The following is a 23,540-nucleotide window of genomic DNA, read 5'->3' on the forward strand; positions in this document are numbered from 1 at the left end:
CCGCGCAGCGGCGGCGGAAGGGGTAGGGTAGAGTCGCGTCGGACGGACGACAGAGCGGCGAAGTCGCGCCACCCGCCTCCATCCGGCCCGGCCCCAGCGTACACAAGTTGTGCGTGCGACTTCCCCGAAACCGGGGAAGGATTTCCGCGCTCTGTCTTGAAAGCGCCGGATGCGCGCGCCCTAGCCGATGGAGCGGATAAAACCCGCCACCCCTTATTGTCCACCAATGATGGCGATGTAGTCGCTGGCCCAGCGATGATAAGGCACGCAGGTCCCCTGGCTTTCGCATTTGGAGACCGGCGTCTTCCAGAAGCTGATCTTTTCGAAATTCTCGAAGCCATTGGCCTTGCAGCCATTCTCACCGAGCAGCGTGCTGGCCTTGCAACCCGCGGGCACCGCCGGAAGCGAACCGAACCAGGCGGCGACGTCACCCTGCACCTTGGGCTCGAGCGAATGCTCCAGCCACATATAGGCGCAGTTGGGGTGGGCGGCGTTGGCCGCCAGCATGGTGGTATCGGCCCAGCCCGTCGCTCCTTCCTCGGGGAAAACGGAGGCGATCGGCTTCTTGTCCGCCTGCAGCAGGTTGACCATGAAGGGCCAGGACGAGGAGGCGACCACGCCCTCGTTCTTGAAGTCGTCGGACTGCACATTGGCATCGTGCCAGTAGCGCTGCACCAGGGGGTGCTGCTGGCGCAGCAAATCGAGGACCGCCTTGTATTGCTCCTCGTTCAGCTCATAGGGATCCTTGATGCCGAGTTCGGGCTTCTTGGCCTTGAGATAGAGCGCGGCATCGGCGATGTAGATCGGCCCGTCATAAGCCTGGATACGGCCCTTGTTGGGCTTGCCGTCCGGGAAATTCTGCGGCTCGAACACCACGCTCCAGCTCTTGGGCGCTTCCTTGAACACCTCGGTGTTGTACATCAGCACATTGGGGCCCCACTGATAGGGAACGCCATAATGCTGGCCCTCGACGGTGAACCAGGGCGCATTCTGAAGGCGTTCGTCGACCGTCTTCCAGCTGAGAACGAGTGAGGTGTCGACGGGCTGTACCTTCTTGCCGGCAACCAGGCGCAGAGAAGCATCACCGGAGGCCGTGACGAGGTCGTAGCCGCCCTGGTTCATCAGCGTGACCATCTCGTCCGAGGTGCCGGCAACCTTCACCTTGACCTTGCAGCTGGTCTTCTTTTCGAACTCGGTGACCCAGTCATAACTCTTGTCGGTTTCGCCGCGCTCGATATAGCCGGCCCAGGCGACGATATTGACCTCGCCCTCCCCCTTGCCGACTTCGGCAGCGAAGGCTGGCAGCGCCAGAGCCGCCACGCCAGCCAGCGCCAGAAACGATCGAGACTTGAGCCATCGAGACTTTTTCACGCCAGATTTGGACATGCTGATCGTTCCTCCGGTTGCCGTTTGGATGTAGGACGCGTTGTTGATTGCGGCGAGCATGCCTTGGAAAAGCCACACACGCCACACCATTCGGGAGATCGGTGATATCGGAAAAATCGATACCAGCACCAAGGGATCGTTTCGCTATATCCCATGGTGGTCGGACGCTTTGCGTCGCTGTGGAGGCGGCTGAAATTCACGCGTGGGTGATGGCGGACCATTGCTTTAAGCCATTGCTGCCGCGTCTTTTTCTAAGAAATCAGCGCCCGCGTCCGGCCCGATAGGTACGCGCCACGGCGACGAATTGCGTGGCGATGGCGTCCAGCGGCGAACCGCGCCGCCAGCCGATCACCACTTCTACCGGCAAAAGCGCCTCGGCGAGGTCGCGCGCCTCGATCTTGTCGCCTTCGAGCGACCAGGGCCGATAGGTAAGATCGGGCAGGATGGCGACCCCCGCCCCCGTCGCCACCAGGCTGCGGGCGGCCTCCACCGAACGGGTGCGGATCGCCACCGGCGGCCGCACGCCGGCCCGCCGCCAGGCATATTCGGCCGCCTCCGCGATCTCGTCCAACATCAGCAGCACGAAGGGCTCCTCGGCGAGATCGGCGATGCCGATGCTCTCGGCCTCGGCCAGGCGATGGCCGATCGGCAGCCAGAGGCGATAGGGCGAAGCCTCCATCGTCTCGACATGCAGAGCCGCCGAACTGCGTTCGGTGCCCGCTACCATCACCGCGACGTCGAGTTCCCCACCGACCAGCAGATGATCGAGATAATCACGCCCATCCTCGATGATCTCGACGGCGACATGCGGGAATGCCCTGCGGAAACGGGCGAGCAGGTCAGGCAGCACATAAGCGGCGACCAAAGGCGTCACCCCGACGGCGAGGCGCCCCTCGATCGGCGCCGTGTCCGAGCGCAGGGCGCGGCGAGCATCGGCGATCTCGGAGAGGATCTTGCGGGCATGGCGCAGGAACTGGTGCCCCTTCAGCGTGAGCTCGACGCCATGGGCACGCCTGTCGAACAGCGAAAAACCGAGATCGCCCTCCAGCTCCCGAATGGCCTCCGTCACCGTCGATTGCGAGATGGAGAGCTCGTGCGAGGCGCGGGACACCGCCCCGTTCTCGGCCACCGCCACGAAATATTGGATTTGCCGGAAGGAGAATGCCATGAGGGCAGTGAGCACAACGCGAACGGGAAATAAAGACGGACGTGGCCGACTTGAGCGACATCATCATCATCGGCGCCGGGCCAGCGGGCCTGATCGCCGCCGAAAAGCTGGCCGAGGCCGGGCATGGCGTGGCCATCTATGAGCGTATGCCCTCGCCTGCCCGCAAATTCCTGATGGCTGGCCGAGGTGGGCTGAACCTTACCCATGGCGAGGATCTCGATGGTTTCCTCGCCCGCTACGGTGCCGCACGAAGCTTCCTCGAGTCCACCCTGCGCGCCTTTGCGCCCAGCGATCTCGTCGCCTGGGCGGAGGGGCTGGGCGAAAAGACCTTTGTCGGCTCGAGCGGGCGGATCTTTCCGGAAAGCTTCAAGGCCTCGCCGCTGCTGCGGTCCTGGCTCGCCCGGCTCGCTCACCTCGGCGTGACCTTGCACATCCGTCATTGCTGGACGGGGTGGGACGATGACGGCTCTCTGGTCTTCCTGGATCCGGACGGCACGCCTCTTCACCGCAAGGCCGATGCGACCCTGCTCGCACTCGGGGGCGCCTCCTGGCCGCGGCTTGGCTCGGATGGCGGCTGGGCCCCTCTGCTGCGCGAACGCGACATCGCCGTCACCGAATTCGCCGCGGCAAACAGCGGCGTCGAAATCGCCTGGAGCCGCGCCTTTACGGAAAAATCGGCTGGCGAACCGCTCAAGCGCATCGCCGTCTCCATTGCCGACACTACGCGCCGCGGCGAGGCCGTCATTACGGAACAGGGGCTGGAAGGCGGCGTGATCTACGCGCTCTCCCCTTTCGTCCGCACGGCGATCGCCAAGCATGGACATGCCGAGATCGGCATCGACCTGCGTCCCGATCTCGACGAAGCGGCGCTGGCTCGCTTGCTCGACCGGCCACAGGGCAGCCAGTCTCTCTCGACCTATCTGCGCAAGGCCGCCAAGCTGGCGCCGCCAGCCATCGGCCTCCTGCGCGAAGCCACGAACAATGCCTTGCCTCGTGATCCTGCTACCCTGGCCCGCCTGATCAAGCATGTTCCCCTGCAGGTGACGGCCCAGCGCGGCCTCGAACGCGCCATCTCCACTGCCGGCGGTATCGCGCTTGGCGAGGTCGATACCCATTTCATGCTGCGCAAGGCTCCCGGCGTCTTCGTCGCCGGCGAGATGCTGGATTGGGAAGCGCCGACCGGCGGCTATTTGCTGCAGGCCTGCTTCGCCACCGGAGTGGCCGCAGCGAAGGGTATCGAGGCCTGGCTGAGCAAGGATTTGAGCGGACAGGATGTCCGCGGTCCTTCCTACACAGCGCGCAAGATGGTCTGACGGTAGAGATCAAGCAAGGGTTGCGCCTGGACCTCAACGCAAACCGCGTGGCTGGGGCGGCCATCCCAGTCGTTGGGCGGAAAGCCGATCTCGGCAGGCCGCTGGATGGTCTGCCCGAAGGCAAGACCCTCGCATACCACTCGGACCGGCCCCGAGCGGGTCTCGAACAATTCCGGCGCCACCAGATAGATCGCCGCCGAGGCATCATGTACGGAAATGCCGGCGAGCCCCTTCTCGAGATAGAAATTCTCGTAGAAGCGCGTGATGTCCCAGATGAAGCGGCCGACTTCGCCGGCCTCCTCGCTGAGCCGGCGCAGGTAATCCTGCGGCATCAGCACCTCGTGGGTGACGTCGAGGCCGATGACGGCTACAGGCCAGGGCGCGGCGAACATTTCATCGGCGGCATGCGGATCGCCATGGATATTCGCTTCCGCGGCCGGCGTGACATTGCCCAGGTGCCCGCGATAGCCGAAGGCGCCGCCCATCACCACCACCTGGCGAACCAGGCCGGCGATCTCCGGATCCTCGCGCAGGGCCAGCGCCAGATTGGTCATGCGTCCGACCGCCAGCAGCGTGATCTCGCCGGGGTGCCTGTGCACGGTCTCGATGATGAAGCGATGGGCGGGTGTATCGATCGCCTCGGCCTTGATATCCGCAGGAATTTCGACTTCGCCCAGGCCGTTATGACCGTGGACGACGGCGGCATGGTGGGCGTCATCGCCGGTCACCGGCCCCGCCGCCCCGCGCGCCACCGGCGCCGCGATGCCGAAGCGCTCCTTGAGATAGAGGGCGTTGCGGGTGGTCGTCTCGACCGGTGCATTGCCATGGCAGGTGGTGATGCCAACGAGCTCGATGTCCGGATGGTAATGCAGGAAGAACAGCGCCATGGCGTCGTCGACGCCAGGATCGGTATCGTAGATGACTTTATGGCTGGGCATCACAGGCAAACCGAGAAAAAACGCGGGAACCTCCGCGTCTGCGCCCGGGCGTGGGGAAAGTCAACGCCGCGAAGCCCCTGCGACACCCCGGCAGCGCCCGATTCATGACTTGACGGCCAGGAAGGTGTTCCAGGGATCGCCATCCGGGTCGATGGAAAACTCGTCCCACAGCAAGGTCAGTCCGGCTTGTTCGAGCCGCAAGCCAAACGCATCACGTCGCCAATAGACCGTATGAAAGTTCCCGACGGTCTCCCCGTCGCCGTCGCGCATCGAGACGAGAAAAGGCGCACGGGGACGCAGCGATGCGGCGACCTTGGCCAGCACGTGATCGATCCGATCGCGGGGAACGTGAATCAGCACACATAGGCCGACGACGGCATCATAGGGACCGCCGAGATCGTCCGTGACGATGTTGAGCAATTCGCCATGCTTGCCGCGAGCGGCCTGCAACTCGAGGAACCGGCGGGTCGCATCGGTTCGGCGCACCGTGACTCCGAGCGTCTCCAGGAAATCCGCCTCGCGGCCGGGCCCCGATCCGACCTCCAGGATCAACCCGCCTCGTCCTGCCATTTCAGCGGTGCGCCGCAATGCCGCCTGGTCGCGCAGATTCGGCATTTCGGGAATGCGGGCATAGTAGCGATCCGCGCAGCCCTCATAGGATTGGATGGTCTGGCGGCACTGTTCGAGCGCCTCGGTCGTCCTGTTCATGACAATGGCCTCCCTCTTCTTCCGGATGGGCCTTCCCCCATCCTGTCACATCGCGTCGGCAGCGCGGGTCAGCGCCAGCGGACACCCCCGACAACCCGGTTTCCGTCGATCAGGCCCAGGTCGCGCTTCAGGTCATCGCAGAGGTCGCGGGGATAGAGCAGGCGGTGGGCGCGCGACCGGAACGGTGCGGCGAAAAAGTCGAGGATCGAAAGCCTGTAGCGCTTGATGTGTTTCGTCATGTTCGTGGTCCTTTCGGGTTGGAGCGATGGAAACATCCTGCCGCCGCCGAGCCTTGGATTCCAATCGAACGTCACGTAGTATGCATCAACTGGATTGATGCATCATGCGTTGGGATCTGCCGCCTCTGGGCGCCATTCGAGTCTTTGAAGCCGCCGCGCGGCTTGGCAGCTTCACCAAGGCCGCCGAGGAGCTCGGCATGACGCAATCAGCCGCTAGCTATCAGATCAAGGTTCTCGAAGAACGCGCTGGAACACCGCTTTTTATCAGAAAAACAAGGCAAATCGCGTTGACCGAGGCCGGTGAACAACTTGCCCCTCTCGTCTCCAACGCGTTCTCGGCGCTGTCGGACGCCTGGTTCGCAACCAAGGGCGGCGCATCCGGAGTGCTCTCCGTCACGACGATCGATACCTTCGCGTCGAACTGGCTTGCCGTCCGGCTTGGAACATTCCAGTTGATGTATCCCGATCTGGCCGTGAAGATGGACATTGCATCGCGCTCCCTCGATATCGCTCGCGAAAACGTGGATGTCGGCATCCGTGTCGGCGCCGGAAAATGGCCCGGATTGTCGGCGCACTACCTGTTCAAGGCCGACTATTCGCCGATGCTCAGCCCCGCACTGGCGGAGAAGGTCGGCGGCATCCGCGCACCCGAGGACCTCTACAAGGTTCCCCTGTGCTGCCCGCAGGATCCCTGGTGGGAGGTCTGGTTCAAGGCAGCAGGAGCCAGATTCGAGCCGGATCGCGTGATCCCCGGCCCGACCTTCGGCACACAGGCCTATGAGGCGACTGCGGCGATCACCGACCAGGGCGCGGCGATGCTCACATGCAACCTCTACACGGCCTTCCTCGACAAGGGCCAGCTCATCCAGCCCTTCGACGTCACCGGGTCGGATGGCGATGGCTACTGGCTGGTGCATGCCGAAGCGCGGCGCACGACGCCCAAGATCAGAGCCTTCCGGGACTGGATCCTCGCGCAGACGGCCGAGGTCCGCAACCGTGAGAAACGCGAGTTGTGGTCCACCGGAGCAATTCTAAATGGCTAACCTCTGCCGCTCAGGACAGCACAAGGTGGGGCGAGTCTCCGCCCACCCTGGAATTCCTATAAACTATTGAAATAACAAGAGATTTTCTTGAACAAATCAGTTCGGCATGCTCCTATGCGCGCCGTTGCCAATGCCGGGACCTTGACCCCCGCGGATTGAAGGACTGATATCATGACCCTGCCCAGCCCCGCTGCCGCACGCCCCGTCGGCTATCACATCGATGCCCCGGCCGAGAACCTGCTCTTTTCCGTCTATCGCTGCTGGATGGCCGGCTACGCCACCGGCGATGCCGCCTGTTGGGACATCGCCTGGGAAGGGCTGGCACGCGAAATGCCTGAGGAAAACGCCAAGCCGCTATTCGGCGAGTTCCATCATTTCGTGCGCACGCTCAGGGCGACCGCCGATACCGAGATCGGTTGGCGGCCGGCGGCTTGCCGTGCCCTGTGCCGCGACGAATGCCTGGTACTCGCCATGGTCGATGCAGCGCAACGCGACGACAGGGTGCAGCTCCTTCATGCCGCTTCGTATCTGCTGAAGAGCGAAGGTTTGCACCGGGCGCTCGACGCCACCACCGCCTTGCCAAGGCCCTCGCGCGGGTCGGGCTGTTCATCGCTCCCGTCAGCCCCTGCGCCCTCGATACCATGACCCGGATGAAGCCGCCCTCGGCCATCGCCCACTGAAGCAAAGTGCCGAGACTCAGGGCCGCCGATATCGATGCGGCCCCGATACGATTCGCGATCAGGCGCTGCCCGCCTCCGGCAATTCCGGCCTCAAAGGCTCGGCAAGCACCAACCGGTGCTTGGCGCGCACCAGGCGCGGTGAGGTATCGAAACGCCTGCGGAAGGTGCGGTTGAAATAGGACAGGTCGCCGAAGCCGACATCGAAGGCGATCTCACTGATCGAACGCTTGCCCTGGTCGGGCGATTGCAACCGACGCATTGCCCTGTCCAGCCGGCGCTGCAGCACGAATTCCGAGAAAGTCTCGCCTTCTCCTTCGAACAGCTTCTGGAGATAGCGCGTGCTGATGCCGTGCCGCAGGGCGACCTGGCTTGCGTTGAGCGCCTGGTCGTCGAGATGGGCCTCGATATCCGACTTGATGGCATTCAGCCGCGAGGCGGCACGATCCTGCACGGTATGGAGCACCTGAGCTTCGGCCTCGCCGCACAGAATGTCGACGAGATCGCCCATATAGGCACAGGCATGTTGGAGTAGCACCGGCCCGCTCATCGGCAACAGGCCCCGCATCAGCGCCGCGCCATAATTGCCGAGCAGGACCAGCGTGTCATTGTTTTGCGGGAAGACTCGCAGACTGGCCGAGCATTCGAGCATGCTCGCGGTGATGCGCTCGCGCGCCAGGACCAGACAATCGACACGGTCGACATGCCGTAGCCACAGACTGGCTGGCCCGCCGCCCGCCAGGAATATGGCCTCCCTGGCAGAGACGACCGTGCGCTGCCCGCCCCGCTCCACCTCCATGCGGCCGTTGGAGGGGCGCAACAGCACCCCGCCCGCCCCGAGTTCGGTAGCATCCAGGACGAGCTCTCGGTCTTGGAAAGGGGAAAAGCAGGAGACGGGGCCGATGTCCGGCTCGAGGCGCAGCAATGCCCGGGCGCCGAGCAAGACCGGGTCCGACGGGCCGAGCCTGCGTTGCGAGGCCATGCGGCCGCTGGTCCGCAATGCAACCAGAGCCAGTTCCTCGCCCGTCAGCCCATGGCCAAGCAGCCAGACAGGCCTGAGCCTTCCCGCATAGGCCTGCTGGGGCGGCAAAACGGCGTGGTCTGCGCCGGCAGTTCGCTTCAGTCCATCAATCAATGCGCCCAAGTCCAAGAAATCATGTAACGCGACAAGTAAGACCGCTCGTCAATATAGAATGCGGAAGGCCGGATATCCAGAAGTATATGATTTCTCTTCCCAGATTATAATCGTTATAAACTGGGAATATACTACGAATATACAACAGGAATTCGCCTGATACCGCCAAATATAACTTAGATTTGGATCGAGAGTGGCTGGAGGTCAAAAAATTCATCATGCGCAAGATATCCGTATCGGCGGCCATGTTTCTATCGGTTGTTTCGCCTGCACTGGCACAGCAGTCGCAGCAGGAGCCGATTGAGCTCGATCCGGTCACCGTTACCGCCGCCCGCGCCGAAAGATCGGTCTCGGATATTCCGCAATCGGTGCAGGTGATCGACAGGCAGGAGATCGACAAGCAGCTCCAGCAAAGCTCCAGCGCCTCGGCGGCTCTGGCCAAGCTGGTGCCGGGATTCTCGGTTTCCAACCAGACGGTGTCGGGAGCCTCCGAGAGCTATCGCGGCCGTGACCTGCTCGTGCTGGTCGACGGCGTTCCCCTCGGCACGCCGCTGCGGGACGTTTCGCGCATCCTGTCCCTGATCGACCTCAACTCGATCGAACGCATCGAAATGGTGGCCGGCGCCTCCAGCCTCTATGGTGCCGGCGCCACGGGCGGCACCGTCAACTTCATCACCAGGAAGGCCGAGCCCGGCAAGCCCCGCATCACCGTGAACACGGCGCTGCGTGCCTTCACGGCGAATGCGGTGGATTCGGTCGCTCCGGAGCTGTCAGCCAGCATCTCCGGCAAGGCCGAGAATGGGCTCGACTATGTCCTGAGCGGCAGTGGCTATCTCGGTCGGCGCACCTATGACGGTTCGGGACGGGAATTGCCGTCCGATGCCATGCTGGGCCAGGGTGGCGGCGACCGCTTCGGCCGGGTCAACCTTCTCGCCAAGCTCGGCTATGACTTCGACGCCGCCAAGCGGCTCGAATTCTCGGCAGGCTGGTACTATTTCAACCAGACGCCACGCTACATGACCGACTATTCCGGTCCCTATGCCCGGCCGAGCTATCTCCAGCCTTATACGGGGCAGAGCGTTCTCGAAGACACCAAGTCCCTGTCGCTTCGCTACACCGATAAGGACTTCGCCCTCGGCAGCCTCAACATCGTCGGCTTCTACAACAACATCAAGAAGCGCTTCAATTATTCGACCTTTTCGTTCCCCTACAATTCGCAGGTCTATTACTCCTTCGACCCCGCTAATCCAACCAGCCCTGACAACCAGACCACACTCTATTCGGATCGCGGCGGCATCAACCTGACCATCGACACCCCGCTCGATGCCATCTGGGAAGGTGCCAAGCTCACCTGGGGCAGCGATCTCATCCTCGAGAAGACCCATCAGACGCTGACCAACGGCCAGGATGTCTTCACGCCCCTGCAGCAGGTGACCTCCGCGGCCTTCGGCCAGTTGCAGCTGCCGCTGACCGATCGCCTCACCGTACGCGGCGGCATGCGTTTTGAGCATTTCGCCCTCGACGTCGACGACTTCACCCGTCCGGCCGCCTATGCCGCCGTCGCCTCCAGCCGCGATCCGCGTGGCTATCAGGACTTCGTGCTGCCGGCCCTGCGCGTCACCGGTGGAAAGTTCAGCTATTCGAAGCCGACCTTTAACATCGGCGGCACCTTCAAGCTGACCGACACCAGCGAAATCTTCGGCGGCTTCTCGCAAGGCTTCGCTCTGCCCGATGTCGGCGCCTATACCCGCCGTGCCGGCCTGTCGCTCGCCTATGCCTGCCCTCTCACCCGGCCAAACTGCCTACCGGCAGGCACGAGCATTTCCTACGCCTCCATCAGTCCCGAGGCCCAGATCGTCAACAATTACGAACTCGGCATCCGCGGCAGCCATGACCGCTTCAAGGGCAGCCTGACGGGCTTCATCTCCACCTCCAGCAAGGGCGTGACCTTCGACCCCATTTCCAACAGCATCTCGCAGCAGAAGGAATTCATCTATGGCGGCGAGTTCACCGGCGAATATGCCTGGACCGACCAGCTGACCATCGGCACCGTGCTCGGCTATCGCGAGGGGCGCTACGATTCCAACAAGGACGGCAAGCTCGACAGCTGGCTGCCGAACAATCGCATCGCCACACCCTTCCGCGGCACGCTCTATGCCAGCTACGTCTTCGACAATGGTGTGTCGGTGCGCGTGGAAGGAGAGGGTTTCTCCGGCCGCGACAAGGCGATCGACCTCAAGGGCACCCGCTACAAGATCAAACCGGGCGCCACCATGAACGTCGCCCTGTCGGCACCGGTGAAGGGCGGCGAAGCCTATGTGTCCGTCGACAACCTGTTCGATACCCGCTTCCAGAACCCCACGGCCACCTCCGTGCGCAACCTCCCTGTTTATTCCTGGGGCCGCACGGTGACGCTCGGCTATCGCAAGACATTCTGATCATGGTGAAGCTCGACAAACACGGCCCGCTCATGATCCTGCGCTATCTGCCTCCTTACGAGGAGCGGGACGAGCGGGCCTATCTCGACGCCCTGATCGAGATAGGCCGCAACGAGAGCGCCTTTGCCCTGCTGGCTGTCTTCGCCGGCGGTGGCGGCCTCTCCCAGGCCGGCGAACGCGAGCAGGCCCTCTGGTTCAAGGCGACGCGCGAACGCTTCGAACGGCAATGCCGCGCCCTCGCCATCGTCCGGCCGGACGCGAACCCGCGCATGATCGAGACCTTCCAGCGCCTGTGGTCGATACCGCTGACGGCGACTTCCGACGAACAGGCGGCCAGGCGCTTCATCACGCAGCATATGGAGACGGCATGAGCGCGCTCGTCCAGGATATCCCAGCCTCCAGGCCCGGCCGGCTGCGTCTGTTCGCGGTGCTGGGCGGCCTCTACTTGGCCCAGGCCATCCCCTCCTATCTGATCGCCGCCGCCCTGCCCCCCGTCATGCGCGAGGCAGGCGTCTCGCGCACGGCGATCGGCTATCTCAGCCTACTTTTCCTGCCGCTGGTGCTGAAATTCCTGTGGGCGCCCCTGGTCGATCGCATCAGGCCCTTCGCCCGGGCGCATCGGGCGGGATGGGTTGTGATCACCCAGTTCGGGGTGATCGCCTCCATCCTGGCGCTGCTGCCGCTCGGCCCCACCCATGTCGGCGGCATTCTGGGGATCGGCCTCGTCACCGCGCTGCTGGTCTCAACCCAGGACATCGCCACCGACGGCTATGCCGCCAAATATCTGGCACCGGAGGACCGCCCCATCGGCAATGCCATCCAGGGCGGCTCGGTGGCCTTCGGCGTGGTGATCGGCGGGACGCTCGGCCTGGTGCTCTACCACCATGTCGGCTGGACCGGCATGCTCCTGGTCATCGCCGCCTTCTCGGCCCTGCCGCTGATCGCCGCCTTCGCCATGTGGGAGGCACCCGCCACGCCGTCCGACCGGCTGACGCGGCCCTCCATCATGGCCTTCCTGCGGCGCCCGGAAATCCGCACCGTGCTGTGGATCGCGCTGATCTATCGGATGAGCGAGGGCCTGGTGAAGGCGATGGAAGGCCCCTACCTCGTCGATGCCGGCGTGCCGCTCGACCGCATCGGCTATCTTTCCGGCATATCGGCGGCGACGGCGGGCCTCGCCGGATCGGCGATCGCCGCACTCCTGGTCAAGCGCTGCGGCACCGCCGCCACACTCGGCCTGCTCGGCGGCTTGCGCACCTTGTGCTTCGCCCTCTTCGCCGCCCACGCCCTCGGCCTGGTCACCGGCTCCTGGCCCCTGTTCGGCGCCGCCGGCTTCCAGACATTCATCCGCTACATGGAGATCGTCGCGCTCTACAGCCTGTTCATGACGGTGACTTCGTCGGACCAGCCCGGCACCGACTTCACCATCCTGGCCTGCGCCCAGATGGTGGTCTATCTCGTGGGCTCGCTGATCTCGGGCAAGCTCGCTGACCTCATGGGCTATGGCGCGCTCTTCGGCCTGGCCACCGCCCTCTCGGCCATCGCCGTTCTCGCCACCATCCGGCTGCTGGCGAACGTGGCTCGCCCTCAGGGAGCCACGCCATGATCCCGGGAAGCATCATCCCGGAACACCTCATCCTGGGCGCGGTCATCCAGGCGCAGCAAGGCGAGGCAGGTTATCACCGCGATGCCGACGGCCACGGCGAAGGGCAGTTCCGGCGACACGGCGAAGGCCGCGCCGCCGCAGAGTGCGCCCAACCCCTGTCCGGCAGCGTGGGTACTGGCGAGCCAGCCGGCGGCTCCCGCCTGGCGATGCGCCGTAACACGCTGGCTAAGGCAGGCGGTATAAGCGGGCGTCGCCACCGCCAGCCCGATGCCGGCCCACACCGCGCCGACCGGCACCAGCCAGGGGAGCGGCGCCAGGATGATGGCCAGGCACCCCAGTGCGAAGCCCGCAACGCCCCAGCGCATGTTGCGCCCCAGTTGGAAGGCAAGGCGCGGCACGAGCAGGATCTGCGTCGCGATCATGGCGACCGCAACCGCGGCATAGGTGGCACCTCCCAGGCCCGCAGCGGCAACGGCATCGAGGCCGAAGCGATGCTGCAGGAAAAGGCCGAGGACGAGCTGGATCTGGCCGAAGCCGAAGGTCAGCGCAAAACCGACGGCGAGCAGCGGCAGGATGCGCCGGATGTTGGCGCGCCTGCTCGAGGTTTCATTCTTCTTCCCGGTCGTGGGAGAGACCGGCAGGTTTGGCGCCCACAGCAGCAGCAGCGGGCTGGCGACCATCATGACGACAGGCACTATGACGCCGGCTCCTGCGCCCAGCGTCACCAGGGAACCGGCGATGCGGCCGACATTCAGGCCCGCGCTGAGATTGGCAAGCGCGGCCGGCCGGCGCTCGGCAGCGCTGCGCTGCACGATGGCGGCCTGGGCGTGTGGCATCACCCCGGCAGCACCGACACTGTAGAGCAGGCGCGAGACCAGGAGCAGCGCGAGCGCGGCTGCGGGCACACCGACAAAGAGCGCACCCGCGAACAGGCCCTGGCCTGCAACCATCAGGCAGGTGAGCCCGGCGAAGAACGGCCTGATCCGCCACGCCGCGCCATGATGCCCCCAGAGCGGGGCCGCCACCAGGAAAACCGCCGCGCCCAGGAAGGCAACGGCGCCGATCTGTGGCGACGCCAGGCCCGTCCTTTCCGCGACGATCGGTACCAGCGCCAGCAGGGCCGACTGGCCGAAGCCCGACGAGGCGGCGATCAACGACAGGCGAAGGCTGTCCGCACGCGAAACAGAGGGGGCGGCATCGGCGGCCATGCTTTTCTCCAAACAATTTCCTTGATCCAACTAGAAACAAACTCTAGGTAATTCAATAGTAATTTTAGAAAACTCGTAGAAATATTATAAATTGTACAAGTAGTGATTTATATAACTGCTTTACAATTTGGAGTTCTGCTGAAGAGGAACACCATGAACGCCATCGACCTGATCAGACGTTCGATCGATACCGCCCATGACGTCTCCACGCGCGCCTTCCTGAACAGCCTGATGCGCGAATGGCAGGGCTGGACTGTGGAAGATGAAGAGAGCAGCGCCGGGGGCGGTCGCCTTCTTGCCCGCTTTCCCCTGCCGCGCCGGGGCGGCCACGTCGCCATCGAGATGACGCATCGATCGCGGGCGGCCTATCACGGCTTCCGTCCGCCCTTCCTGGAATTCTCAGGGACGGCGCCGCCGCGCCCGATCAGCTTCCAGGAGTTCGTCTTCCTCCTCGCCAGTGAACCGGACATCGTCGGCAGCGGCGACAAGGACAGGAGCCTGACCTTCCTGTCGCGAGTGCTCGACAGCATCCGGAACATCGAGGATGTGGCAGCGAGCGTCCCTTCCCCCGATGCCTATTTCGCGCAGCGCGACCCCAGCTTCGCCGAGGCGGAGGGCTCGCTGCGCTTCGGCCATGCCGTGCATCCGACCCCGCGCAGCCGGGACCAGTTCACCTTGGAGGATTCCAGGCGCTTCGCCCCCGAATACCGGCGCGGATTCACCTTGCGCTGGTGGGCCGCCGATTCCGCTCTGGTGCGCCAGGACAGTTCGCGCTCCCAGACCGCGGCCGAGCTTTGCCAGAGCCTGGCCGCCGGCGACCCCGCGATGGATCCCGAAATCGTGCAGGCCGCGAAGGGCCGCGTTCTTCTGCCGATGCATCCCTGGCAGGCGGCCCAGTTGGCGCTCGACCCGGCCATTGACGGGTTGTTCCGCCGGGGCCTGTTGAAGGATCTCGGCCATGCCGGCTCGCTTTGGCAGGCGACCTCCTCGCTGCGCGCCATCCATGCCTCCCATGCCGACTGGATGCTGAAATTCTCGCTGAGCCTGCGCCTCACCAATTCGCGCCGGGTGATCGAAACCCGCGAATGCGAGCGGGGCATCGAGATCGACCGCCTTCTGGCTGGCGAAGTCGGCCAAGCCATCGCCCGGCGTTTCCCGAGCTTCAAGGTGATGGGCGAACCCGCCTATCTGCTGCTGCGGGATGCCGGTGGCCAGGCGCTGCCACAGACCACGGTGATCTTGCGCGAAAACCCCTTCAAGGGGGCAGGCCAGCCACCGGCCGCCGTGCTGGCTGCTCTTTGCGAGATCTATCCCGACGGGCATGACAGCGCCCTTGCCGCTATCATCCGGCGCATTGCCGGGCAGGAACCGGCCGATCCCGCCGCGGTGGCGCGCCGCTGGTTCCGCCAGTTCCTCGACAAGGTCGTCGCGCCCTTCCTGCTGATCCAAGCCGATATCGGTCTGCTCTTCGGCGCGCACCAACAGAACATCGTGGTGGAACTTGCCGAAGGTTGGCCGGTGGCCGTGCATTTCCGTGACTGCCAGGGCACCGGATATATCCGCGAATTCCTGCCCGAGCTCGCCAGGAAGGCTCCCGGCAGTCCGATGAAGGCAGGCCATGTCTTCAACTCGGACGAAGCGGCCCAGCTCGTGGGCTATTACCTCCTCGTCAATTCGGTCTTCGCGGTGATCGGGGCGCTCGGCACCTCGCGTCTCATCGCCGAGGACGTCCTGATCGGCGATCTGCGCGCCTTCCTCCAGGAACTCGCCGCCCTCCCGCTCGCCGACAAGACCTGCCTCACCTACCTCCTCACCGCGCCGACGCTCGGCAGCAAAGGAAACTTCATGATCTGCTTCCGCAACATCAATGAAAACACCGAGGTGACCGATCCTCTCGCCGGCTATGTGCCCTTACGCAACCCCATTGCGGAGGTCGCAGCATGACCCTGCAGATGAAGATCGATCCCACCGACATTGCCGCTTCCCCGGCACCGAGCCGGCACTGGCCCCTCGGCCTCGACGGCGAGGCTATTATCGAGAGCCGCTTGCAGCCAGACGGTACCCTGGCGCTGGTTGCCCAGGCCGGCCCGGCGACGATCGGGCGGGCCGGGTTGCGCGCGCCCGAAGGGGGCGGGCCAGGCATCCTTGCCATCCACCAACCCGATGCCACTTATCCCGGCGATGTCCATGTCATCGCCATCCTGGTAGAGGCGGCCTTTCAGGCCTTCCCCGCCATGGCCGCCCTGCATCTGCCCGACGTCGCCTTCAAGCCGGGGTTGCTTGCCCTTGCCGCGCAGACGGTGACGGACGAGGCCGCCGGCGCAAGTGCCGTGCGCATCGCCCGCGAGCATTTCTACCAATTGCCCCTGCTCTGGCATCGTCCGGAGGGACTGCGCGCCTTTCCCGAGATCCGCTCTGCCATCGGCCCGCAGGACCGCCTGCCGCCCTTGCGGCCACCGCAGCCGACCGGCACCTTCTACCGGCGCTGGATTCCGGAGCTGGGAAGCACGCTGTCGATACGGGCCATCGACCGACGCCGCGATCTCAAGCTTTTTCATGGCTGGATGAACCAGCCGCGCGTCGCCTTCTTCTGGGAGCTGGCCCAAAGCGAGGCCGAGCTCGATCGCTATCTCGCCGAGCAGGAAGCCGATCCGCATATCTTCGGCGCGGTCGGCAGCCTGGGCGACGAGCCCTCCGGCTATTTTGAATTCTACTGGGCCAAGGAAGACCGGCTCGGCCCCTTCTACGACGCGGAGGATTACGATCGCGGCTGGCACGGCCTGATCGGCAATTCCCGCCACCTCGGCCGCGCCAAGACCGGCACCTGGTTCCGCTCGGTGACCCATAGCCTGTTCCTCGACGAGCCGCGCACGCGCCGGGTGGTCGGCGAGCCGCGCGCCTCGCACCAGAAGATGCTGAGCTATTGCGCCCAGACCGCCTATGACAAGGTGAAGGAATTCGACTTCCCGCATAAGCGAGCGGCGCTGGTGTGCTGCCAGCGCGAGCGCTTCTTCCGGGAGGTGGCGCTATGACCCAGGGCACTACACACCTTGGCCCCTTGCCCGACGGCAGCCCGATCGATGCCGGGCTCTGGCTGGCACTGAACCGGGCCGTCATCGCCAAGGCGATCAGCGAACTCGCCTTCGAGGAAGGCCTCGCACCCGAGCCAACCAATGCCGAGGCCACCCAGTGGATCCTGCGGCTGGGCGGTGGGGTCGCCTACCGCTTCAAGGCTGTGCGCCGCATCTGGGGCAACCTATCGATCGATACAGCCAGCCTGATGCGGCAGGACGGCGCCGCCCTGTGCCCCGCCGACGATGCCGCCGGCTTCATGCTCGATGCCCGCGAAACCCTGGACATCGAGCCGGACACGCTGTGCATCTACGCCAAGGAGCTCTTCAGCACCTTGCTGGCGGATGCCCGGATCGCGACCATGGCCGGCTCCGGCGAGAGCGAACACCTGCTCACCCTGCCGGATGACCAGATCCAGGCCTATCTCGACGGCCATCCCAAGGCGCCGGCCAGCAAGGGCCGGATCGGTTGGGGCCTGGAGGACTTCGCCCGTTACGCGCCCGAGTTCCAGCCGACCTTCCAGCTGTTCTGGCTGGCCGCGGATCGCAGCCGCTGCCGCCTTAGCCTGGCCGGGGACATCGACGAAGAGGCGCTGCTCGCTGCCTCCCTTGGCGAGGAGGAGCGCGAGAGGCTGCTGGCCGCCTGCAAGGCAGCGGGCCTCGATCCGACCCGTTTCATGCTCCTGCCCGTGCATCCCTGGCAGTGGGACAACATGATCTTGGCGCAATTCGCCGGCGAAATGGCGGCCGGACGTATCGTGCCGCTCGGGCTCTTCGGCGATGCCTATCGTCCCCTGCAGTCCCTGCGCACCCTCGCCAATGCGGCCTCGCCAGCCAAGCTCCACCTCAAGCTCTCCCTTACCATCCTCAACACCTCGGCCTGGCGCGGCGTGCCCGGCAAATACATGACGATCGGGCCGGCCTTCTCGAACTGGCTCGCCGACAAGACCAGGCAGGATCCCGAGCTTGCCAACGCGCTGGTGCTGCGCGAATGCGCGGGCGCCTTCTATCCTCACCCCCTCTACGAACGCATCGCCGACGCTCCCTACCAGTTCCGCGAAATGCTGGGTGTGATCTGGCGCGAGAGCCCGGAAGCAGGCCTCGCCGCCGGCCGGCGCCCGCTGATGCTCGGCGCCCTCATCAAGAGCGACTTTGCCGGCGTGCCGCTCGCGGCTGCCCTGATCGCGGCATCGGGCCTGTCGCATGCGGAATGGCTGGCGCGCCTGTTCGATGCCGTGGTCCTGCCGCTCTACCACTTCCTCTGCCGCTATGGCGTGGGCTTCATCGCCCATGGCCAGAACATCACCTTGCTGCTCGAAGGTAGCGTGCCCTGCGGTGTCGCATTGAAGGACCTGCAAGGCGACGTCGACCTCGTCGACCAGGCCTTCGCGGAGGCCGCCGACCTCGAGCCCGCCATCCGCGACACCCTGCTGAAGCGGCCGGCGGCGCATCTCCTGCAGCACCTGCAGACCGGTCATTTCGCCAGCGTGCTGCGTTTCCTTTCCGATACGCTCGCAAGCCACGATCGTTTCCCGGAAATCGAGTTCTACGGCGTGCTGGCGCGGCGCCTGCGCCTCTATCAGGCGCGCCATCCCGATCTGGCGGACCGCTTCGAGCTGTTCGATCTCTTCACGCCGAAGGTGCCGCGCATCTGCATCAACCGCGTCCGGCTCGCCATCGGTTATGGCGACGCCAACCGCCGCCCGGTACCCAGCCTGGGCAGCGAACTCGACAACCCCCTTCACCTCGCCGAACGCGAATCCCGCTCCCTCCGGGACCGCAGTTTCGCCGACAAATCCGCAGGAGTTCAGGCATGACACAGCGCAATCCGCTCGACCTCGCCGGTATCGGAATCGGCCCGTTCAACCTCAGCCTGGCCGCACAGCTCGATGCCATCGACAGCGTCGAAGCCGCCTTCTTCGAGAAGCGCGAGCGCTTCAACTGGCATCCGGGCATGATGCTGCCCGACGTGACGCTGCAGACCTCGTTCCTGAAGGATCTGGTCACGGCCACCAATCCGACCAGTCCGTGGAGCTTCATTGCCTATCTTGTCGCGCATCGGCGCTTCTATGACTTCATCAATGCCGAATTCGCCGACGTTCCGCGCCAGGAATTCGCCAATTACCTGGCCTGGGTCGCCAAGGGCCTGGACAGCCTGCGCTTTGGCGAAGACGTCCAGGGCCTCGATTTCGATGGCCGCCACTTCATCCTGCAGACGGGCAACGGCACGGTCGAAGCCCGCAATGTCGCACTCGGCATCGGCCTGCAGCCCTACCAGCCCGACTTCGTACGCAAGCTGACCGGCCAGAACCATTTCCACTCCTCGCGCGCCGCCTTCGAACTCGCCCGTGCCGCGGGCAAGCGCGTGGCGGTGATCGGCGGTGGCCAGAGCGGCGCGGAGATCCTGCTTCATCTGCTCGGAGCGGGCGAAGCCGCCGCGGCCTCGGTCGACTGGATCAGCCTGCGCCCAAACTTCCAGCCGCTCGATGCCACGCCCTTCACCAACGAATTGTTCACGCCGCATTATGTGCGCAACTTCCACAACCTCGCCGAGGGGCGGCGCCTGTCCACCGTGGAGCGCGAGAAACTGGCGGGCGACGGCGTTTCGGCCTCCACGCTGTCGCAGATCTACCAACGCCTCTACACGTTGCGCCATATCGAGCGCGGCGGCCCCCAGGCCCGCCTGATGCCGCATCGCGAAGTGCTGGATGTCGAGCAGAACGCCGGCGGCTTCCGGCTGGTGATGCGCAATGGCTTCGACGGCGGCATCGAATTCAGCCAGGCCGACGTGATCGTGCTGGCCACGGGCTATAGCTATCGCCTGCCCGACTGCCTCGCGCCGATCCAGGACCGCATCGCGATCGACGGAACGGGCCGGCTGCGGCTGGATGCCGACTTCTCCGTGAAATGGGACGGCCCGGCCGACAACCGCATCTTCGCGTTGAATGCCGGGCTGATCAGCCATGGCATCGCCGAACCCCAGCTCAGCTTGATGGCGTGGCGCAGCGCGGTAATCGCCAATGCTCTGCTTGGCCAACCCTTTTTCGACGTCGAGCCGCCGGCCTCGCCGCTGGCCTGGTCAACGGGCGGCGACCAGGCGGAGATGGCCGACGCGGAGGTCAAATATTTGCGCCATCCGTCCCATCGCAGTTGCTGACGATGAGAAGTATGGCGGCGGCAGCCTGGCAGACCCGGGGCGACGGCGCCTCAGGCCGACATCGCCTGCGGTACGGCCAGGGACGGCGTCGCTTCAAGCAAGGCGCGCGTATAGGCGTGCTGCGGCCGGTCGAAGATCTCGGCGACGCTGCCCTGCTCGACGATCCGGCCGTCCTTCATCACCACGATGCGGTCGGCGACCTGCGAGACCGCCGCCATGTCGTGCGAGATGAAGAGGCAGGCAAAGCCGTGCTTGTCCTGCAGGCGCCGAAACAGCTCGAGCACCTGTTTCTGGATGGTCATGTCAAGCGCCGACACCGGCTCATCGGCGACCACGAAGGCAGGGTTGCGCACCATCGCCCGGGCAATGGCGACGCGCTGGCGCTGGCCGCCCGACAGGGCATGGGGAAGGCGCTGGGCGAAACCGGCGAGTCCCACCTCGGCGAGGATGGCGTCCACCCGCTCGCGCCGCTCCGCCCGGCTGAGCCTGGGTCCATGGGCCAGGGGTTCGGCGACGATATCGCCGATGCGCTGGCGCGGATCGAGCGAGGAATAGGGATCCTGGAAGACGAGCTGGCAATTGAGGCGGAAATCGCGCTGGCGCGCCCGCTCGGCCCCGGCCATCGGCTCGCCACGAAAGGCAACCTCGCCGCCGGCCAAAGGCAGTAGGCCGATCATCGCCCGCCCCAGCGTGGTCTTGCCGGAACCGGAGCCGCCGACCACCGCTACCGCTTCGCCGGGGCGCACGGCCAGAGACACGCCGTCGACGGCCAGTTTGGGAGGGGTCGACGAGAACATCCCGCCAGAGCCCGGAAAACGCACGCTGACCTCGCGCGCATCGATCAGGGCGGGCGCGTCGGGAACCGGCGCGCGGTTGTCCTCGCGCCTGGGCAAGGCATCGAGCAGGGCTCGCGTATAGGCCTGACGCGGACGGGTCAGCACCTCGGCCACGCCGCCCCGTTCGACCAGCTGTCCGCGCTGCAGCACCACGACCTTATCGGCATATTGCGCCACCAGGCCGAGATTGTGGGTGATCAGCAGCACCGCCGTACCCTCGGTCTGGGTGAGTTCCACCATCAGCCGGAGCACTTCGCGCTGCGACAGCGTGTCGAGCGCCGTGGTCGGTTCGTCGGCAATCAGCAATTTCGGCTTCAACAGCATCACCGAGGCCAGCATGATACGCTGGCGCATGCCGCCGGAAAACTGGTGCGGATAGGCGGTCAGGCAGCCTTTGGGATCCTTGATCTGCACCCGCGCCAGCATCTCGCAGGCCAGACGATCGGCCTCGGCCGCCGCGACCTTGCGATGCAGCATCAGGCCTTCGGCAAGCTGGGCTCCGATGGTCATGGCCGGATTGAGCGAGACCATCGGCTCCTGGAAGATCATGCCGATCGAGCCGCCGCGCAACCGGCGCATCGCCTCCGCGCTCAAGCCATCGACATCCCGTCCTTCGAACAGGACCTCGCCAGCGATGCGACGCACCTGCGGGGGTATCAGCCGCAAGGCGGAGCGCGCCGCCATGGTCTTGCCGCTGCCGGATTCGCCGACCAGCGCCACGATTTCTCCAGCCCCGACATCGAAGCCGACGTCGTTGAGGATGCGCAGGCCGCCGGGCCCCTCCATGGTGAGGCCGCGCACACTGAGCAGCGGGTTTGCGATCGTCTCGTTCATCGCTGTCCCTCCATGCGCGGATCGAAGCGGTCGCGGATGGCATCGCCCATCAGATTGATGCCGAGCAGCGTGAAAGCGAGGCACAGGCCGGGCGCGATGCCGAGCCAGGCCGCCCGCTCGATATAGGGCCGGGCCGCCGCCAGCATGTTGCCCCAGCTCGCCATCTCCGGCGGCGCTCCGAGGCCGAGGAAGCTGAGGGAGCTTTCGGACAGGATCACCCAGCCCAGCATCGAGGTCGCCAGCACGATGATCGGCGCCAGGCAGTTGGGCAGCACATGCTTGACCATTGTCTTCCATTCGGAATTGCCGATCACGCGCGAGGCCTCGATGTATTCGCGCTCGCGCACCGACATCACCGTGCCGCGCACTACCCTCAGCACGGAGGGTGTATAGGCGAGGCCGAGAGCCAGCACGATCGCCCCGACGCTGTGGTCGCGCCCGACGATGACGATGACGCCGAGCGCCAGCAGCAGGCCGGGAAAGGCCAGCAGGGCGTCGCTGACGACCATCAGGATACGGTCGGCCGTTCCCTTGAGATAGCCGGCGAGGAGACCGAGCGTGGTACCGACCACCACGGCAAAGCCGACGGACAGGCAGGCGATGCCCAGGCTGATCGCCGCCCCGGCCATCACGCCGGAGAGGACGTCGTGGCCATATTTGTCGGTACCGAGCCAATGCGCGGCCGAGGGTGGCTTGAGCAGCGCGGCGAAATGCACCTTCATCGGCGGATAGGGCGTCCAGACCAGCGACAGCAATGCCATCGCCACCACGACGCCGACGAAGACGCTGCCCAGCGCAGCATTGAAGCGAAAACGGGGGATGCGAAAGAAGCTCATGTCGCCGAGACCCTCGGATCGAACAGCGGGTAGCACAGATCCACCACCAGGTTGACCAGCACATAGATCAGCGCTGTCATCAGCAGGCAGCCCTGGATGACGGGGTAGTCGCGCGAGAAGATCGAATCCACCATGAGCCGCCCGAGCCCCGGCAAGGTGAACACCGTCTCGAGCACGGCAATGCCGCCGAGCAGATTGCCGAGTGTGAGGCCGATCACGGTCCAGGTCGGCGCGAAGGCATTGGGCAGGACATGCCGCAGCAGCACCCGGCTTTCCTTCAGTCCCTTCGCCCGGGCATGCATGACATATTCGAGCCTGAGCACCTCGATGGCGCTGGCGCGCGACATCCGGGTCAGCACGCCCGTCTCGATCAGCGCCAGCGTGGCGATCGGCAGGATCACATAGAGCAGGGCCTGGCCGGCATCCTGCGAGAAGGGCACATAGCCTACCACCGGCAGCCAGTGCAGCTTGGCGCCGAAGACGAGCAGGAAGATCATGCCCAGCCAGAAGCTCGGGATCGACAAGAGCAGCGTGGCGCTGGAGACGATGACGAGATCGGCCACCCGATTCTGCTTCCAGGCCGCCAGCAATCCACCCGGCACCGCCAGCAGGGCGGCCAGGAAGACGGCGGCCAGCACGATGATGGCCGAGACCTTGAAGCGATCGACGATCAAGGGCAGCACGGCCTGGCCATTGGTGATGGACTGCCCGAGATCGCCCTGCAGCATGTGCCGGAGCCAGTACCAGAACTGCACGACGATCGGCTTGTCGAGCCCCATGGCGATACGCAGCGCCTCAAGCTGGGCCTCGCTGGCATTGTCGCCGAGCGCGACCTGGGCCGGATCGCCCGGGATCAGCCGGACGAGCACGAAAACCATGACGGCGACGAGCAGGAGCGTCGGGATCGCCCACAGGATCCGGCGTGCGACATAGAGAGCCAGTGCTTT

20 protein-coding genes are annotated in these 23,540 nt (G+C 65.1%); 10 read left to right on the forward strand and 10 right to left on the reverse strand.

Features of this window, described 5'->3' with window-relative positions:
- Positions 1-213: 213 nt before the first annotated feature.
- Together ACZYTC_RS28505 and ACZYTC_RS28510 are read right to left on the reverse strand one after the other, a co-directional pair.
- The gene (locus tag ACZYTC_RS28505) at positions 214-1,386 is read right to left on the reverse strand and encodes an ABC transporter substrate-binding protein (RefSeq protein WP_488991127.1); all 1,173 of its coding nucleotides are present in this window, start codon (positions 1,384-1,386) and stop codon (positions 214-216) included.
- A gap of 259 nt (positions 1,387-1,645) precedes the next feature.
- On the reverse strand, positions 1,646-2,554 hold the full coding sequence (locus ACZYTC_RS28510; RefSeq protein WP_434959801.1) for a LysR substrate-binding domain-containing protein: 909 nt from the start codon (positions 2,552-2,554) through the stop codon (positions 1,646-1,648).
- Between the two features lie 41 nt (positions 2,555-2,595).
- Between ACZYTC_RS28510 and ACZYTC_RS28515 the strand changes: the two genes are divergently transcribed.
- The gene (locus ACZYTC_RS28515) at positions 2,596-3,867 is read left to right on the forward strand and encodes a BaiN/RdsA family NAD(P)/FAD-dependent oxidoreductase (RefSeq protein WP_434959802.1); all 1,272 of its coding nucleotides are present in this window, start codon (positions 2,596-2,598) and stop codon (positions 3,865-3,867) included.
- Here ACZYTC_RS28515 and ACZYTC_RS28520 read toward each other — a convergent pair.
- From ACZYTC_RS28520 to ACZYTC_RS28530, 3 genes are all read right to left on the reverse strand, one after another.
- Entirely contained in the window at positions 3,843-4,805 is a 963-nt protein-coding gene (locus tag ACZYTC_RS28520; RefSeq protein WP_488991128.1) for a nucleoside hydrolase, read from the reverse strand. The genes ACZYTC_RS28515 and ACZYTC_RS28520 overlap by 25 nt on opposite strands.
- Before the next feature lie 102 nt (positions 4,806-4,907).
- A complete protein-coding gene (locus ACZYTC_RS28525; protein ID WP_488991129.1) occupies positions 4,908-5,513 on the reverse strand; it encodes a methyltransferase in 606 nt (201 codons plus the stop codon).
- Positions 5,514-5,581: 68 nt separating this feature from the next.
- The gene (locus tag ACZYTC_RS28530) at positions 5,582-5,752 is read right to left on the reverse strand and encodes a hypothetical protein (protein ID WP_434959805.1); all 171 of its coding nucleotides are present in this window, start codon (positions 5,750-5,752) and stop codon (positions 5,582-5,584) included.
- Positions 5,753-5,856: 104 nt separating this feature from the next.
- Here ACZYTC_RS28530 and ACZYTC_RS28535 point away from each other — a divergent pair, with 104 nt between their 5' ends.
- Both ACZYTC_RS28535 and ACZYTC_RS28540 read left to right on the forward strand, forming a co-directional pair.
- Positions 5,857-6,795 carry a LysR substrate-binding domain-containing protein gene (locus ACZYTC_RS28535; RefSeq protein WP_488991130.1) on the forward strand — a complete coding sequence of 313 codons (939 nt, stop codon included), beginning with the start codon at positions 5,857-5,859 and terminating at the stop codon, positions 6,793-6,795.
- A 171-nt stretch (positions 6,796-6,966) separates the two neighbouring features.
- The gene (locus ACZYTC_RS28540) at positions 6,967-7,440 is read left to right on the forward strand and encodes a hypothetical protein (RefSeq protein WP_488991131.1); all 474 of its coding nucleotides are present in this window, start codon (positions 6,967-6,969) and stop codon (positions 7,438-7,440) included.
- Positions 7,441-7,533: 93 nt separating this feature from the next.
- Here the strand turns inward: ACZYTC_RS28540 and ACZYTC_RS28545 are convergent, their stop codons facing one another.
- Complete coding sequence (locus tag ACZYTC_RS28545) at positions 7,534-8,616, reverse strand: helix-turn-helix transcriptional regulator (protein WP_488991132.1); 1,083 nt, start codon at positions 8,614-8,616, stop codon at positions 7,534-7,536.
- Between the two features lie 209 nt (positions 8,617-8,825).
- On the opposite strand from ACZYTC_RS28545, the gene ACZYTC_RS28550 reads away from it, so the two are divergent.
- From ACZYTC_RS28550 to ACZYTC_RS28560, 3 genes are read left to right on the forward strand one after another with little or no spacing between them, the layout of a single operon-like run.
- Positions 8,826-11,045: a TonB-dependent receptor gene (locus ACZYTC_RS28550; RefSeq protein WP_488991133.1), complete on the forward strand. Its 2,220-nt coding sequence runs from the start codon at positions 8,826-8,828 to the stop codon at positions 11,043-11,045.
- A gap of 2 nt (positions 11,046-11,047) precedes the next feature.
- Positions 11,048-11,416 carry a hypothetical protein gene (locus ACZYTC_RS28555; protein WP_434959810.1) on the forward strand — a complete coding sequence of 123 codons (369 nt, stop codon included), beginning with the start codon at positions 11,048-11,050 and terminating at the stop codon, positions 11,414-11,416.
- Entirely contained in the window at positions 11,413-12,651 is a 1,239-nt protein-coding gene (locus ACZYTC_RS28560; protein WP_488991134.1) for an MFS transporter, read from the forward strand. The genes ACZYTC_RS28555 and ACZYTC_RS28560 overlap by 4 nt, the downstream gene beginning before the upstream one ends.
- Here ACZYTC_RS28560 and ACZYTC_RS28565 read toward each other — a convergent pair.
- The gene (locus tag ACZYTC_RS28565) at positions 12,633-13,859 is read right to left on the reverse strand and encodes an MFS transporter (RefSeq protein WP_488991135.1); all 1,227 of its coding nucleotides are present in this window, start codon (positions 13,857-13,859) and stop codon (positions 12,633-12,635) included. The two genes, ACZYTC_RS28560 and ACZYTC_RS28565, sit on opposite strands and share 19 nt — an antisense overlap.
- A 153-nt stretch (positions 13,860-14,012) precedes the next feature.
- Between ACZYTC_RS28565 and ACZYTC_RS28570 the strand changes: the two genes are divergently transcribed.
- From ACZYTC_RS28570 to ACZYTC_RS28585, 4 genes are read left to right on the forward strand one after another with little or no spacing between them, the layout of a single operon-like run.
- Entirely contained in the window at positions 14,013-15,803 is a 1,791-nt protein-coding gene (locus ACZYTC_RS28570) for an IucA/IucC family protein (RefSeq protein ID WP_488991136.1), read from the forward strand.
- Positions 15,800-16,891 (forward strand): GNAT family N-acetyltransferase, encoded by a 1,092-nt coding sequence (locus tag ACZYTC_RS28575; protein ID WP_488991137.1) that lies wholly within the window; start codon positions 15,800-15,802, stop codon positions 16,889-16,891. Before ACZYTC_RS28570 ends, ACZYTC_RS28575 begins: the two co-directional genes overlap by 4 nt.
- Positions 16,888-18,747, forward strand: coding sequence for an IucA/IucC family protein (locus tag ACZYTC_RS28580; RefSeq protein WP_488991138.1), 1,860 nt, complete (start codon positions 16,888-16,890; stop codon positions 18,745-18,747). The genes ACZYTC_RS28575 and ACZYTC_RS28580 overlap by 4 nt, the downstream gene beginning before the upstream one ends.
- A complete protein-coding gene (locus ACZYTC_RS28585) occupies positions 18,744-20,087 on the forward strand; it encodes a lysine N(6)-hydroxylase/L-ornithine N(5)-oxygenase family protein (RefSeq protein ID WP_488991139.1) in 1,344 nt (447 codons plus the stop codon). Before ACZYTC_RS28580 ends, ACZYTC_RS28585 begins: the two co-directional genes overlap by 4 nt.
- A gap of 50 nt (positions 20,088-20,137) precedes the next feature.
- Here the strand turns inward: ACZYTC_RS28585 and ACZYTC_RS28590 are convergent, their stop codons facing one another.
- Genes ACZYTC_RS28590 through ACZYTC_RS28600 form a run of 3 tightly spaced genes read right to left on the reverse strand, consistent with a single transcriptional unit; the run spans position 20,138 to position 23,534 of the window.
- Positions 20,138-21,757: an ABC transporter ATP-binding protein gene (locus ACZYTC_RS28590; RefSeq protein WP_488991140.1), complete on the reverse strand. Its 1,620-nt coding sequence runs from the start codon at positions 21,755-21,757 to the stop codon at positions 20,138-20,140.
- Positions 21,754-22,593, reverse strand: coding sequence for an ABC transporter permease (locus tag ACZYTC_RS28595; protein ID WP_488991141.1), 840 nt, complete (start codon positions 22,591-22,593; stop codon positions 21,754-21,756). Before ACZYTC_RS28595 ends, ACZYTC_RS28590 begins: the two co-directional genes overlap by 4 nt.
- A complete protein-coding gene (locus ACZYTC_RS28600; RefSeq protein ID WP_488991278.1) occupies positions 22,590-23,534 on the reverse strand; it encodes an ABC transporter permease in 945 nt (314 codons plus the stop codon). Before ACZYTC_RS28600 ends, ACZYTC_RS28595 begins: the two co-directional genes overlap by 4 nt.
- Positions 23,535-23,540: the final 6 nt, after the last annotated feature.

Source organism: Labrys sp. F242 (assembly GCF_057813875.1).